Below are 12,922 nucleotides of genomic sequence, written 5' to 3'. Positions count from 1 at the left end.
CCACCATGACCTTGCAACAGAGTATCGACAAGCAGCTGCCCTCGACCCGCACCACCGAACTGGACAGCATCTGCCTCAAGGCCGAGGTGATCCCGGTGCTGGCCATCCAGCGCATCGAGGATGCCGTGCCCCTGGCCCGCGCCCTCTTCGAGGGCGGCCTGACCGTGCTGGAGATCACCCTGCGTACCGACTGTGCCTTGGAGGCGATCCGGCGCATCAAGGAGGCGCTGCCCCAGGCCAGCATCGGCGTGGGCACCGTGCTGACCCCGGCGCAGTATCGCCAGGCCGAGGAGGTGGGGGCCGACTTCGTGGTGACCCCCGGCACCACCGAGGCACTCTACCGCTACGGCGTCACCAGCCCGGTGCCGATGCTGCCCGGGGTGGCGACCGTCTCGGAACTGATGACCGGCTGGCAGTACGGCTATCGCCGCTTCAAGTTCTTCCCGGCCGAGGCCAGCGGCGGCGTCAAGGCCCTCAAGGCCTTCGCCGGCCCGATCCCCGAGGCGCGCTTCTGCCCCACCGGCGGGATCGGCATCAACAACGCCGAGGACTACCTGGCGCTCAAGAGCGTGATGTGCGTGGGGGGCTCCTGGCTCACGCCGAAGTCCCTGATCGACGCCGAGGACTGGGATGCCATCCGCTCGCTGGCCCGCGAAGCGGCGGAGCGCTTCCACCACTGAGCCGGTTTCCTGCCTCGTTGACCCTGTGCTCTCTCGACAGCTGGTAGCTGTCCCTTGCCCCGGCTCCGCCGGGGCTTTTTTGGCTCAGGGCCTGGGGGCGCGCATGAAACGACCCCGGGCCGGCAAGGCCGGCCCGGGGTGCAGGAGGTGGAACGCAGGTGCTCAGCCGCGCAGGCGCGCCAGGTCGTCGCGATCCGGCAGGGCGGCATAGGCGCCCGGGCGCGTCACGGCGTGGGCGCCGCAGCGACTGGCGATCTCCACCGCGCGTCGCAGGAAGGCCGTGTCCCGGGTCCAGTCGCCGTCGAGGCCTTGCCCCGCGGTGAACTCGGCGAGTTCGGCCAGCAGGCCGCCGATGAAGGCGTCTCCGCCCGCCGTGGTATCCACCGCCTGCACCTTGGGCGGCATGATCCGCTCGTCCAGGCCGACCCCCTTCAGCATCACCTCGCCCGGACCGTCGGTGATCACCGCGACCTTGACGCCGGCGGCGAAGCGCTCGGCCAGCCAGCCCTCGCGGGGGTGGTCGGCGCGCAGGTCGTCGAGCTCGTCCGTCGAGAGCTTGAGCAGGTCGGCGGCGTCGAGCAGCCGGGTGACCAGGCTGATGTCGGCGGTTCCGCCGGCCCAGAGGTTGTGGCGCAGGTTGGCATCCACGCTCACCAGGCAGCCGGCGCGGCGGGCCATCTCGGCCATGGCCAGGGTGGTCTCGGCGATCTCCGGCTCGGTCAGGCTGTTGGAGCAGAAGTGCACGATGGCCGGCTCGGCGAAGACACCGGCGGGCAGGTGCTCCAGGCGATAGAGGAGATCCGCGGCCGGCGGGCGGTAGAAGTCGAAGGTGCGCTCACCCTGCGCATCGCGGGAGACGAAGGCGAGTGCCGTGCGTGCCTCGCGGGTGCGCACCACGCCGGAGGTATCCACGCCATGGGCGGCCAGCTCGTCGGCCAGGAAGTCGCCGAAGTGGTCCGCGCCGAGCATGCCTAGAAAACGGCTGGGCACGCCCAGGCGGGCGCAGGCCACGGCCACGTTGGCGGGTGCGCCGCCGGCATAGGGAGTGAAGGTCTCCGGGGCGTCCGCAGTCTTCTCCGGTGCGTCGCCTAGGCGGCTGGAAAGCAGGTCGACGAGGGCCTCGCCGAAACTGATCACGGGGGTCATGGGGTCGCTGTCTCCTCGCGGCTCAGGGTGGTGCCGAGCAGGTGCTGGGCGCCGGGGACCAGCCACACCGGGTCGAGCCGGGTGTTGGCCGACTCGACGCACAGGAAGTGGCGGGCGGCCTCGGTCGAGGTGTCCCCGGGGGGCGCGTCGCCGGGATGCCAGACCACCGCGGAATCGCTGCCCTGGCGGGCGATCCTCAGCCGGCGGGTGCCGTCGTCGAGACACAGCTCGGCATTGCTGCGGTAGATGCGGTCGAGTGCCCCGCGCACACCCAGCTCGCCCTGCTGGTCGCGCTCGGCGAAGTCGGCCAGTTTGTCCAGGTAGGTGGCGCCGGCCAGGCCCTCGACGCGGCAGGCGAAGGCATCGGCGACCGCCAGGTAGCTGTGCAGGGCCCCGGTGATCTTCACCGGTGTCTCTCCGACATGCTCGGTGATCAGCTCCACGTGCAGCCGTTGGCCGTTGGCCTGGATCACCGCGCGGGGGACCAGCTGGCCGTGCAGGCGCTCCTCGGGCGACAGGTGCAGCTCCACGCCCTCCTCGTGCTCGTCCACGGCGTCGAGGCGCCACTGGGCCTTGCGCGCCGGGCCATGCATGGGGCCGGAGCGGTCGGGCGACTCGTCGGCGGTGTTCTCGTCGGCGAACCAGGGCCAGCACAGCGGGATGCCGCCGCGGATCGCCCCGGGCAGGTCCTGGGGCGTGGGGGTCACCCACAGCCAGCCGCTGTCTTCTATCGAAGGGCTGAAATGAAGCACCTGGGCGCCCTGCAGCGAGACCGCCAGCTGCCCCCAGGCCTCGTTGGCCAGCCACACCTCGCGGCCGGCCCACTCGGCACGGCGCTGGCCGCGGGTCTCATCGACCAGCCGGGCAAGCGATTCGGGAATCATGCGTCCTCCTCCGTCGATGGTCTCGACCTCTTGCGTCGATTCATTCGACCTCTTCATTGTGCAGGGCCTCGGCGGCACCCAGCAGGCCCGTCCAGGGCGCGGTGACCACCTGGACCGGGATGGCCCCGGTGTAGGCGCTCATGCGGCCCTTGGCGGTGAAGGCCTCGAGGAAGCGGCTCTCAGGCAGCCACTCCAGCAACCGCGGGAGGATGCCGCCGCACAGGGCCACCCCGCCGCGGGCCCCCAGGGTCAGAGCGGCATCGCCGCAGACGTCGCCGAGGATCTTCAGGAATCGCAGCAGGGTATCACGGGCCACGCCGTCGCCGCTCGCCGCCGCCCGGGTGACCTCGGCGGGGCTTGCATGCTGCGGCGGGGCGCCCTTCAGCGAGCAGTGGGCCAGGTAGAGGTCGAGCAGCCCCTGGCCACAGAGGATGCGCTCCACCGAGACGCGGCCGTAGCGGTTGCGGAAGTGGCGCAGCAGGTTCTGTTCGCGTTCGTCGGTGGGCGCGAAGGTCACGTGGCCGCCCTCGGTTGGCAGCGGGATCCAGGCGTGGCGCCCGGGGAAGAGGCCGGCCACGCCCAACCCGGTGCCCGGACCGATCACCAGCCGCGCGGCGTGGGGAACCGCCTCGCCGCGCTGCACGTCCACCAGGTCGTCCTCGGCCACATGGGGCACGCCCAGCGCCTGGGCGGTGAAGTCGTTGATGGCCTTGAAGAGGCTGAGCCCGAGCGTCTGCCGGACTTCCTCCCGGGAGAAGGTCCAGTGGTTGTTGGTCATGCTTACCCGGTCGCCGCGGATCGGGCAGGCGAAGGCCAGACAGGCCTCGCGGGGGGCGTTTTCCCCCGTGGCGCCTACCCGGCCCAGGTAGTCGTGGACCGCCTCGACCAGGCCCAGGTAGTCGGCACAGGGCAGGCTCTGGATGTCGCGGGGCGCGAAGGTGTCCGGCGTCACCAGGGCGAAACGCGCATTGGTGCCGCCGATATCGCCGATCAGGGCGGGTCGTGTCATCGTCGTATGTCCCTACTGTCTGTCAGGACTGTTACAGAGGGGGGAATCGCTCGAAGCTGTTCCGGCGACAAGCCCCGAAGTGTCGGACCATCGAGGGGGCGCTGTGAACCCCTCCCTGGGCGCTACCGACGCCATCCATGGCGTAGGACCCCCTCTGCGGCTTGCCCCCGGCGCTTCTGGCGATGGCAGTGGCTCAGGCGTCCTCGTCGTGGATCTGGCCGGCCTGGCGGGCCAGGTCGTCGGCCTCGAAGCCGCCGAACACGCCGGCGCCTTCCTCGCCGCGCATGGCCAGGTGCCGGAAGCCGCCGAACAGCTCGCGGCCCAGGCCGACGTGGTAGTGATCGAGGTCACCGACGCGCTTCTCGCGCTCGGCCCATTCATGGGCGTCGATCTTGACCTCGAGGGTGCCGCTGTCGGCATCCAGGCGCACGATGTCGCCGTCGTGCAGCTTGGCGAGCGGTCCGCCGTCCAGCGCCTCGGGGCTGATGTGAATGGCCGCCGGCACCTTGCCGGAGGCGCCGGACATGCGTCCGTCGGTGACCAGTGCCACCTTGTAGCCCCGGTCCTGCAGCACGCCGAGGTAGGGGGTCAGCTTGTGCAGCTCCGGCATGCCGTTGGCCTTGGGGCCCTGGAAGCGCACCACGGCGATCACATCGCGGTCCAGGTCGCCGGCCTCGAAGGCTGCCTTAAGGTCGTTCTGGTCCTCGAAGATCTGGATCGGCGCCTCGACCACGCGGTGCTCGGGCTTGACCGCCGAGACCTTGATCACCCCGCGGCCCAGGTTGCCGTCGAGCACGGTGAGACCGCCGGTGGGGGCGAAGGGCTCGGCGACGCCGCGCAGCACGTCTTCGTCCAGGCTCTTCTCCGGCCCCTCGCGCCACGTAAGCTTGCCGTCCTCGAGGAAGGGCTCCTGGGTGTAGGCGGTCATATCGGTGCCGAATACCGTGGGGATATCGCCGTGGATCAGGCCGGCACCGAGCAGCTCCCGGAACAGGTAGCTCATGCCGCCGGCGGCCTGGAAGTGGTTGATGTCGGCCTGGCCGTTGGGATAGACCTGCATCAAGCTGGGGGTCACCGCGGAGAGGTCGGTGAAGTCCTCCCAGGTGATGGTCAGGCCGGCGGCGGCGGCCATGGCCACCAGGTGCAGGGTGTGGTTGGTCGAGCCGCCGGAGGCGAGCAGGCCGACGATGGCGTTGACGATGGCGCGCTCGTCGATCTGCTTGTAGAAGGGGCGATAGTCGCCGCCGGGCTCGGTGTTGCGGACCGCCTGCTCGGTGGCGTATCGCGTGAGTGCCTCGCGCATCTCGGTGCCGGGGTTGACGAACGACGTGCCCGGCAGGTGCAGGCCCATCATCTCCATCATCAGCTGGTTGGAGTTGGCAGTGCCGTAGAAGGTGCAGGTGCCGGGGCTATGGTAGGACTGCGACTCGGCCTCGAGCAGGTCTTCGCGGCTCGCCTTGCCCTCGGCGAACAGCTGGCGAATGCGTGCCTTCTCCTTGTTGGGCAGGCCGCTGGGCATCGGGCCCGCCGGCACGAACATCGCCGGCAGGTGGCCGAAGCGCGCCGCGGCGATGAACAGCCCCGGGACGATCTTGTCGCATACGCCGAGGTAGAGTGCGGCGTCGAACATGTTGTGGGAAAGGCCCACGGCGGTGGCCATGGCGATGACGTCGCGGGAAAACAGCGACAGCTCCATGCCGGGCTGGCCCTGGGTCACGCCGTCGCACATGGCCGGCACGCCGCCGGCGAACTGGGCGGTGGAGCCCATGGCACGGGCGGCGGCCTTGATGGTCTCTGGGAAGGTCTCCAGCGGCTGGTGGGCCGAGAGCATGTCGTTGTAGGCCGAGATGATGCCCAGGTTTGCCGAATTCATCAGCTTCAGCGAATTCTTGTCCGTCTCGCCGCAGGCGGCGAAACCGTGGGCCAGGTTGCCGCAGGAGAGTTCGCCCCGGTGCACGCCGCGCTTGTGCTGGTCGGCCATGCGGCTCTCGTACAGGGCGCGGCGCTCACTGGAGCGTTCGCGGATGCGGCGGGTGACGTCGGCGACGGTCGGGTTGAGGGCGGGAGTCGTGCTGGCCATGGATCACCTCGGAATCGAGTGTCGGTTGTATTGTAAACTTACCAATAAAGTGTCCGGATATGCCGCCATGCTACCCGCGTTCCGGCATTATTTGTAGTTTTATTACCGCCAATTTGGTTGCCGGGAGATCGCCTCACAGGCCCAGCAGGCGCAGCCACCAGCGTCGCCAGGGCGGGTCGAGCAGTCCCACGGCGTTGCGGCGTGCCTGCAGGAAGACGCTGCGCTGGTGGCTGAAGCGCAGGAAGCCGGTCTCGCCCTGGTAGGCCCCCATGCCGCTCTCGCCGATGCCGCCGAAGGGCAGGGCAGGCACCACGTAGTGCCACAGGGTGTCGTTGAAGACCACGCCGCCCGAGCGGGTCTGCTCCAGCAGGCGCCGGCGACGGGCCGGGTCGTCGGTGAAGGCGTAGAGCGCCAGGGGGCGCGGCCCCTCGGCGACCCGCGCCAGGGCGGCGTCGAAGTCGCGCACCCCGATCACCGGCAGCCAGGGGCCGAAGACCTCCTCTCGCATGATCGCCAGGTTCGCGGTGGGATCGACCACCAGGGTGGGCGGCAGCTTGGCGCCGCGGCTGAGTTCCAGCCGCTCGCCGAGCTCGATCACCCGGCAGCCGTGGTCGCGGGCCTCGTCGAGCATGCCCTCGAGCCGAAGACGCGCCGCGTCGCCGGGCACCGCCGAGTAGTCGTCGCTGGCGGTGCCCTGAGGATAGAACGCCTTGACCACCTCGCGGATTGCCTCGATGAAGGCCGGCAGGCGTGCCGCATCGATCAGCACATGGTCCGGGGCGATGCAGGTCCGGCCGGCGTTGAGCCACTTGCCGAAGGCGATGCGCCGGGCGGCATGGGTCAGGTCGGCATCCTCGGCGACGATGGCCGGGGCCTTGCCGCCGAGCTCCAGGGTGACCGGCGTCAGATGCTCGGCCGCGGCGCGTGCGACCTCGTGCCCTATCGCCGGGCTTCCGGTAAACAGCAGGTGGTCGAAGGGCAGGGCGGCGAAAGCCTTGCCGGTTTCGGCTTCGCCTTCGACCACGCACAGTTCTTCTGGCGCGAAATAGCGCTCGACCAGTCGGGCCAGCAGGGCGCTGGTGGTCGGGGTCTGCTCGCTGGGCTTGATCATCACCCGGTTGCCGGCGGCCAGGGCATCCACCGCCGGCATCAGTGCCAGGCTCCAGGGGTAGTTGGCGGGGGCGATGATGCCCACGACCCCCAGCGGCTGGCGGTGGATGCGCGCCCGGGCCGGCTGCAGCCGCCAGGGTACGGCTGTGCGGCGTGGCGCCATCCAGCGCTTCAGGTGACGCCGGGTGTGGCGGATGGCCATCAGCAGCGGGACGACCTCCGCCAGGCGCGTCTCGGCCTCGGCGCGGTGGCCGAAATCCTGGCGGATCGTCTGGCTGATCTCGTCGCGGTGGTGGCGGGTCATGCTCGCCAGGCGGGCGAGGCGGTCGCGACGGGTCGCCGCCGAGGGGAAGGGCTCGGCGGCGAAGGCGTGGCGTTGCTGGTCCAGGCGCGCCTGCAGGGCGCGGGCGTCGGTCATGCACGTCTCCGTGTGTCGATGAGGATGGAAGCGGACTCGGGCACTGGGCACAATGTAGGCCTTCTGCCAACGGCTTGTCAGCAGCTGGGGCCGTCGCGCAGGCGGCATGGCTCTGGGACGAGCCGTCGGGAGGCCTGCCCCGCTGCCCTTTGCCTTGGATAACTGCATTCGCCCAGGAGCCGCCATGTCCCCGCTTGTTCTTCACGAACTGCCCGCCATCGAGGCGGTGCCGGCCGCGGCCTGGAATGCGCTGGTCGGCGACGACCACCCCTTCCTGCGCCACGAGTTCCTGCATGCCCTGGAGGCCAGCGGGGCGGTGAGCCCCGCCACCGGCTGGGTGCCGCGCCACCTGACCCTCTGGCAGGGCGAGGCGCTGGTCGGCGTCATGCCGCACTACCACAAGCACCACTCCTTCGGCGAATACGTCTTCGACTGGGGCTGGGCCGAGGCCTGGGAGCGCGCCGGGGGCGACTACTACCCCAAGGGGCTCTCGGCGATTCCCTTCACCCCGGCGCCTGGGCCGCGCCTGGCTCTGGCGCCGCACCTCGACCCCCTGGCGGCCCGCCGGGTGCTGGCCGAGGCCTGGGAGGAGAGCGGGCTGTCGAGCTGGCACCTGCTGTTCGCCGAGCCGGCCGAGGTCGAGGCCTGGCAGGCGGCCTGCCCGTCATTGCTGGCACGCCAGGGCGTGCAGTTCCAGTGGCGCGATCGCGGCTACGGCGACTTCGAGGGCTTCCTGGCCGCCCTGACCGCGAAGCGGCGCAAGGCGATCCGCCGCGAGCGGCGCCTGGTCGCCGAGCAGGGCCTGACCCTGCATCGCCTGGAGGGCGAGGCCATCGACGCGGCGGCGATGGCGCACTTCTTTCGCTGCTACGAGATCACCTACCTGGAGCGCGGACGCCACGGCTACCTCGGCCTCGACTTCTTCGAGCGCCTGCGCCGCACCCTGCCCGAATCGCTGCTGCTGATCCAGGCCCGCCGCGACGGCGCCCCGGTGGCCGCCGCGCTCTGCCTGCAGGGCGCGCGCACCCTCTATGGGCGCTACTGGGGCAGCGAGATACTGGCCGACTGCCTGCACTTCGAGGCCTGTTACTACCAGGGAATCGAGCACTGCCTGGCGCGTGGCCTGACGCTCTTCGACCCCGGTACCCAGGGCGAGCACAAGCTCTCGCGGGGCTTCGCGCCGCGTCGGCTCACCTCGCTGCACCATATCGCCGACTCGCGCCTGCGCGACGCCGTGGCGCGCTTCTGCGCCGAGGAGCGGGCCCATGTCGAGGCTTACTGCCGGGCGGCGGAGGCGGCGCTGCCCTTCCGGGACGCCTGACGGGCGCGGCGCCGGTCCGGGCGTCGCCGTGTGGCGGCGAGGGCTTTGTCCCGAGGCCCTGCCGATAGACGACGAAACTGGCATAATGCCTGCCATCGGCAACCTCGTGACGGATTCCCTGCATGCTCAAGTGGCTGGCCATCGTGCTCATCATCCTGTTCGCGCTGCTGCAGTACCGGCTGTGGCTCGGCGAGGGCGGCATGCGCGAGCTCACCGAGGTGCGCCAGCGCGTGGCCGCCCTGGAGGAGGAGAATCAGCCGCTGCGCGACCGCAATGCCCGGCTGGCCGCCGAGGTGGTGGACCTCAAGACCGGCCTCGACGCCATCGAGGAGCGGGCACGCAGCGACATCGGCATGGTGCGCAGCGACGAGCAGTTCTTCTGGGTGCCAGGCGTGGCGGTGGAGACCACCGGCCTCGAGGTCAATGCCGGCCTGGTGGGCATGCCCGTGCCCGGGGCGGAGGCGAGCCAGTGAGCGGCCGCCTGTGGCTGGTGGTGCCTGCCGCGGGGCAGGGGCGACGCATGGGCGCCGACCGTCCCAAGCAGTACCTGCCGCTGGCCGGCCGGCCGGTGCTGGCCCGCACCCTGGCGCGGCTCCACGAGGCCTTCCCCGAGGCTCGGCTCTGCCTCTGCCTGGACGCCGACGATAGCCACTTCGACCCGGCCTGGGTGCCCTTCGCCGACTGGCGGCGCACGCCCGGCGGGGCCGAGCGGGTCGACTCGGTGGTCAACGCCCTGGCCGCCATCGCCGCGGATGCCGCAGACGACGACCTGGTGCTGGTCCATGACGTCGCCAGGCCCTGCGTCACCGTCGGCGACCTGGCGCGGCTGCTGGCGGCCATCGCCGACGACCCCGTGGGCGGGCTGCTGGCGGCCCCGGTGGCGGATACCATGAAACGCGACGACGGCGCCGGCCGGGTGCGGGCCACCGAGCCCCGCGAAGGCCTCTGGCACGCCTACACGCCCCAGGGCTTCCGCCACGGCCTGCTGCGCCGCGCCCTGAATGATGCGCTGGCGCGGGGCGACGCCGTGACCGACGAGGCCTCGGCGGTGGAGGCGGCAGGCCTCTCGCCGCGGCTGGTCAGCGGGCGTCGCGACAACCTCAAGATCACCCATCCCGAGGATCTGGCCCTGGCCGAACTGGTGCTGTCAGCCCAGGAACAGGCCGCCCGGGGTACCTCGATGACCCGCCCCGAGGCGACCGCGCGGGACGAAAGCAGCATGAAGGGAGTATGAAACGAGCATGATGCGAATCGGCCACGGCTTCGATGTCCACCGCTTCGGCGAGGGGGACCACCTGATGGTGGGTGGCGTCGCCATTCCCTTCGACCGCGGCTTCGTCGCCCACTCCGACGGCGACGTGCTGCTGCATGCGGTCTGCGACGCCCTGCTGGGGGCCTGCGCGCTGGGCGACATCGGCGGCCATTTCCCCGACACCGACCCGACCTGGGCCGGTGCCGACAGCCGTGCCCTGCTGCGCCACGTCGCCGGGCTGGTGGCCGAAGCCGGCTACCGGGTCGGCAACCTGGACGCTACCCTGATCGCCCAGGCGCCGAAGATGGCGCCGCATATCGGTGCCATGGCCGGGCATATCGCCGAGGACCTCGGCATTTCCCGGAACGCGGTCAACGTCAAGGCCACTACCACCGAACGGCTCGGCTTCACCGGCCGCGGCGAGGGGATCGCCGCCGAGGCGGTGGCGCTGCTGGTACGGCACGACCCGGAGGCGGCCGGTGAGTGAGCTCGCATCACCCGGCGTCGAGGATGCCATCGACTGGCCGCCGGCCTGGCCGCGGGTGCTGGAGGGCGAACTCGGCGCGCCGCTGCCGGGTGTCTATCGCGCCGCCGCCGAGGATTTCCGCGTCGAGGAGGTCCTCGACTTTGCCCCGGAAGGGGAGGGCGAGCACCTCTGGCTGTTCATCGAGAAGCGCGACCTGACCACCGCCATGGTGGCCCGTGACCTGGCCCGGCTCTGCGAGGTCTCGCCGCGGGAGGTCGGCTATGCGGGGATGAAGGACCGGGTCGCCGTGACCCGCCAGTGGCTCTCCGTGCAGCTGCCCGGCTGCGAGGCTCCCGAGGGGCTCGCGGCGCGACTCGCCGAGCGGGGCATCCGGGTGCTCGACCAGGCCCGCCATCCGCGCAAGCTCAAGCGCGGCGTGCACCGCGCCAATCGCTTCCGCCTGCGGATCACCGGGGCGGCCGTGGCCGACCCGGCGCTCGAGGCGCGCTGGCAGCACCTCTGCGACACGGGGGTCGCCAACTATGTCGGCCCCCAGCGCTTCGGCGCGGACGGGCGCAACCTGCAGCGTGCCCGGGCCGTGCTGGCCCGCGGCTGGCGCAAGCGCGACGACCGCGACGGCATGCTGCTCTCGGCGGCCCGCAGCTTCCTGTTCAACGAGCTGCTGGCCGCCCGGGTCCGCGACCAGAGCTGGGCCACACCGCTGCCCGGCGAGGTGGTGATGCTCGACGGCAGCGCCAGCCAGTTCGGCGTCGCGCCCGATGATGCCACTCAGCTCGCCGAGCTTGGCGAGCGGGCCCGGCGACTCGACCTGCATCCCGCCGGGCTGCTGTGGGGCGTCGGCGACTCGCGTGCCGCCGGCGAGGCCCGGGCCCATGAGGCCGCCCTGGTCGCGCGCTACCCGGGCCTGTGCGGCGGGCTCGAGCGCGCCGGTGTGCGCCTGGCCCGCCGGGCACTGCGGCTGCGCCTGGGCGAGCCGTGGCTGACGCGCGGCAGCGGCGAGCTCTGGCTGGCCTTCAGCCTGCCGCGGGGGGCCTTCGCCACCGCCGTGCTGCGCGAACTGATCTCTCATCCCTCTCTTGGGGCCCCATCCTCCGACAGGAGCCTGTGATGCGTCGACTGCTGCTCTCCAATGACGACGGGGTGCATGCCCCGGGGCTGCGCGCCCTCCATGATGCCCTGCTGCCCCATGCGCGGCTGCGTGTCGTCGCGCCGGACCGCGACAAGAGCGGGGCCAGCAACTCCCTCACGCTGAGCCGGCCGCTGGCGCTCGCCTCGCTCGACAACGGCTTCTACAGCGTCGACGGCACCCCCGCGGACTGCGTCTACCTGGGGGTCAACGGCGTCTGGGACGAACGGCCCGACCTGGTGATCTCGGGCATCAATCACGGTGGCAACCTCGGCGACGACGTGCTCTACTCCGGCACCGTGGCCGCCGCCATGGAGGGGCGCAACCTGGGCATGGCGGCCATCGCCATGTCGCTGGTGGGCTCGCGCCACTTCGAGACCGCCGGGCGGGTGGCGGCGAGCCTGGTCGGGGCGGCCGAGCAGCTCTCGCTGCCGCCGCGCAGCCTGCTCAACGTCAACGTGCCGGACCTGCCGTGGAGCGAGATCCAGGGCTTTCGGGTCACCCGGCTGGGCTATCGCGGCCCGGCGGCCCGCCCCCTGGAGGTCCGCGATCCGCGAGGCCGGCTGCGCTACTGGATCGCCGCCGTGGGCGAGAACGCCGACGACGGGCCGGACACCGACTTCGCCGCCATCGAGGCGGGTCATGTTTCCATCACGCCGCTGCAGACCGACCTGACCCGGCATGCAGCGCGCGACGACGTGCAGGACTGGCTGGATGCACTCACCTGATCTGCTGCGCGGTGTCGGCATGACATCGCAGCGAACCCGGGACCGCATGGTCGGCCGCCTGGCCGGCCAGGGGATCCGTGACCCACGGGTGCTGGAGGTGATGGCCCGGGAACCGCGCCATCTCTTCCTCGACGAGGCCCTGGCACATCGTGCCTACGAGGACACTTCGCTGCCCATCGGCCATGGCCAGACCCTCTCCCAGCCGTGGATGGTGGCGCGCATGACCGAGTTGGTGATCCAGGAGGCGCCGTCCCGGGTGCTGGAGGTGGGCACCGGCTCCGGCTACCAGACCCTGGTGCTGTCGCGCCTGGTGAAGGAACTCTGGTCGGTGGAGCGAATCAATGCCCTGCATCGTCGTGCCGGTGGCCGCCTGCGCCTGCTCAAGGTCCGCAACACCCGGCTGCGCCTCGCCGACGGGGGGCATGGCTGGCCGGAGGAGGCGCCCTTCGATGCCATCCTGCTGACCGCCTGTGCCAGCGAGCTGCCTGCGCCGCTGCTCGCCCAGCTCGGCGAAGGGGGGGTGCTGATCACGCCGCTGGCCGAGCCGGATGGCCGGCAATGGCTGACCCGTGTGCGCCGCAGCGGTGAGGGCTTCGAGACACAGCGGCTGGAGGCGGTGCGCTTCGTGCCGCTGCTGGAAGGCGTCATTCGTTGAGAGGCGTCATTTGTTGAAAGGAGTCC

Annotated in this window: 13 protein-coding genes; 8 read left to right on the top strand and 5 right to left on the bottom strand. The window is 71.2% G+C overall.

Annotated elements, in window-relative coordinates:
- The first annotated feature begins 5 nt into the window (after positions 1-5).
- Positions 6-680 carry a bifunctional 4-hydroxy-2-oxoglutarate aldolase/2-dehydro-3-deoxy-phosphogluconate aldolase gene (locus tag M8009_RS07875; protein WP_250060274.1) on the top strand — a complete coding sequence of 225 codons (675 nt, stop codon included), beginning with the start codon at positions 6-8 and terminating at the stop codon, positions 678-680.
- Positions 681-842: 162 nt separating this feature from the next.
- On the opposite strand, the gene M8009_RS07870 is transcribed toward M8009_RS07875, so the two are convergent.
- The 5 genes from M8009_RS07870 to M8009_RS07850 form a co-directional block, all read right to left on the bottom strand.
- On the bottom strand, positions 843-1,826 hold the full coding sequence (locus M8009_RS07870; RefSeq protein ID WP_250060273.1) for a carbohydrate kinase family protein: 984 nt from the start codon (positions 1,824-1,826) through the stop codon (positions 843-845).
- Complete coding sequence (locus M8009_RS07865) at positions 1,823-2,710, bottom strand: D-hexose-6-phosphate mutarotase (RefSeq protein WP_250060272.1); 888 nt, start codon at positions 2,708-2,710, stop codon at positions 1,823-1,825. Before M8009_RS07865 ends, M8009_RS07870 begins: the two co-directional genes overlap by 4 nt.
- A gap of 40 nt (positions 2,711-2,750) precedes the next feature.
- The gene (glk, locus tag M8009_RS07860) at positions 2,751-3,719 is read right to left on the bottom strand and encodes a glucokinase (RefSeq protein WP_250060271.1); all 969 of its coding nucleotides are present in this window, start codon (positions 3,717-3,719) and stop codon (positions 2,751-2,753) included.
- Between the two features lie 193 nt (positions 3,720-3,912).
- Complete coding sequence (gene edd, locus M8009_RS07855; RefSeq protein WP_250060270.1) at positions 3,913-5,799, bottom strand: phosphogluconate dehydratase; 1,887 nt, start codon at positions 5,797-5,799, stop codon at positions 3,913-3,915.
- 133 nt (positions 5,800-5,932) lie between these two features.
- The gene (locus M8009_RS07850; RefSeq protein WP_250060269.1) at positions 5,933-7,327 is read right to left on the bottom strand and encodes a coniferyl aldehyde dehydrogenase; all 1,395 of its coding nucleotides are present in this window, start codon (positions 7,325-7,327) and stop codon (positions 5,933-5,935) included.
- A gap of 184 nt (positions 7,328-7,511) precedes the next feature.
- Here M8009_RS07850 and M8009_RS07845 point away from each other — a divergent pair, with 184 nt between their 5' ends.
- From M8009_RS07845 to M8009_RS07815, 7 genes are all read left to right on the top strand, one after another.
- Positions 7,512-8,648: a GNAT family N-acetyltransferase gene (locus M8009_RS07845; protein WP_250060268.1), complete on the top strand. Its 1,137-nt coding sequence runs from the start codon at positions 7,512-7,514 to the stop codon at positions 8,646-8,648.
- Positions 8,649-8,770: 122 nt separating this feature from the next.
- Positions 8,771-9,121 carry a cell division protein FtsB gene (ftsB, locus tag M8009_RS07840; RefSeq protein WP_250060267.1) on the top strand — a complete coding sequence of 117 codons (351 nt, stop codon included), beginning with the start codon at positions 8,771-8,773 and terminating at the stop codon, positions 9,119-9,121.
- Entirely contained in the window at positions 9,118-9,882 is a 765-nt protein-coding gene (ispD, locus tag M8009_RS07835; RefSeq protein ID WP_347709836.1) for a 2-C-methyl-D-erythritol 4-phosphate cytidylyltransferase, read from the top strand. Before ftsB ends, ispD begins: the two co-directional genes overlap by 4 nt.
- Positions 9,883-9,892: 10 nt before the next feature.
- Positions 9,893-10,387: a 2-C-methyl-D-erythritol 2,4-cyclodiphosphate synthase gene (ispF, locus tag M8009_RS07830; protein ID WP_284047772.1), complete on the top strand. Its 495-nt coding sequence runs from the start codon at positions 9,893-9,895 to the stop codon at positions 10,385-10,387.
- Positions 10,380-11,495 carry a tRNA pseudouridine(13) synthase TruD gene (gene truD, locus M8009_RS07825; RefSeq protein ID WP_250060265.1) on the top strand — a complete coding sequence of 372 codons (1,116 nt, stop codon included), beginning with the start codon at positions 10,380-10,382 and terminating at the stop codon, positions 11,493-11,495. Before ispF ends, truD begins: the two co-directional genes overlap by 8 nt.
- Positions 11,495-12,241 carry a 5'/3'-nucleotidase SurE gene (surE, locus tag M8009_RS07820; protein WP_250060264.1) on the top strand — a complete coding sequence of 249 codons (747 nt, stop codon included), beginning with the start codon at positions 11,495-11,497 and terminating at the stop codon, positions 12,239-12,241. Before truD ends, surE begins: the two co-directional genes overlap by 1 nt.
- Positions 12,228-12,896, top strand: a complete 669-nt coding sequence (locus M8009_RS07815) for a protein-L-isoaspartate(D-aspartate) O-methyltransferase (protein ID WP_250060263.1) — start codon at positions 12,228-12,230, stop codon at positions 12,894-12,896. The genes surE and M8009_RS07815 overlap by 14 nt, the downstream gene beginning before the upstream one ends.
- Positions 12,897-12,922: the final 26 nt, after the last annotated feature.

This window comes from Halomonas gemina, assembly GCF_023554995.1.
Taxonomy (GTDB): Bacteria; Pseudomonadota; Gammaproteobacteria; order Pseudomonadales; family Halomonadaceae; genus Halomonas; species Halomonas gemina.
Note: the sequence above shows the minus strand (reverse complement) of the source record. Positions and strands in the feature narration are given on the sequence as shown.

What these genes read in the sequence shown, in the direction of transcription:
- ftsB (WP_250060267.1), top strand. Translation starts at nt 8,771, where the DNA reads ATGCTCAAGTGGCTGGCCATCGTGCTCATCATCCTGTTCGCGCTGCTG.
- M8009_RS07850 (WP_250060269.1), bottom strand. Translation starts at nt 7,327, where the DNA reads ATGACCGACGCCCGCGCCCTGCAGGCGCGCCTGGACCAGCAACGCCAC.
- glk (WP_250060271.1), bottom strand. Translation starts at nt 3,719, where the DNA reads ATGACACGACCCGCCCTGATCGGCGATATCGGCGGCACCAATGCGCGT.
- surE (WP_250060264.1), top strand. Translation starts at nt 11,495, where the DNA reads ATGCGTCGACTGCTGCTCTCCAATGACGACGGGGTGCATGCCCCGGGG.
- M8009_RS07870 (WP_250060273.1), bottom strand. Translation starts at nt 1,826, where the DNA reads ATGACCCCCGTGATCAGTTTCGGCGAGGCCCTCGTCGACCTGCTTTCC.
- ispF (WP_284047772.1), top strand. Translation starts at nt 9,893, where the DNA reads ATGCGAATCGGCCACGGCTTCGATGTCCACCGCTTCGGCGAGGGGGAC.
- M8009_RS07875 (WP_250060274.1), top strand. Translation starts at nt 6, where the DNA reads ATGACCTTGCAACAGAGTATCGACAAGCAGCTGCCCTCGACCCGCACC.
- M8009_RS07865 (WP_250060272.1), bottom strand. Translation starts at nt 2,710, where the DNA reads ATGATTCCCGAATCGCTTGCCCGGCTGGTCGATGAGACCCGCGGCCAG.
- M8009_RS07815 (WP_250060263.1), top strand. Translation starts at nt 12,228, where the DNA reads ATGCACTCACCTGATCTGCTGCGCGGTGTCGGCATGACATCGCAGCGA.
- edd (WP_250060270.1), bottom strand. Translation starts at nt 5,799, where the DNA reads ATGGCCAGCACGACTCCCGCCCTCAACCCGACCGTCGCCGACGTCACC.
- M8009_RS07845 (WP_250060268.1), top strand. Translation starts at nt 7,512, where the DNA reads ATGTCCCCGCTTGTTCTTCACGAACTGCCCGCCATCGAGGCGGTGCCG.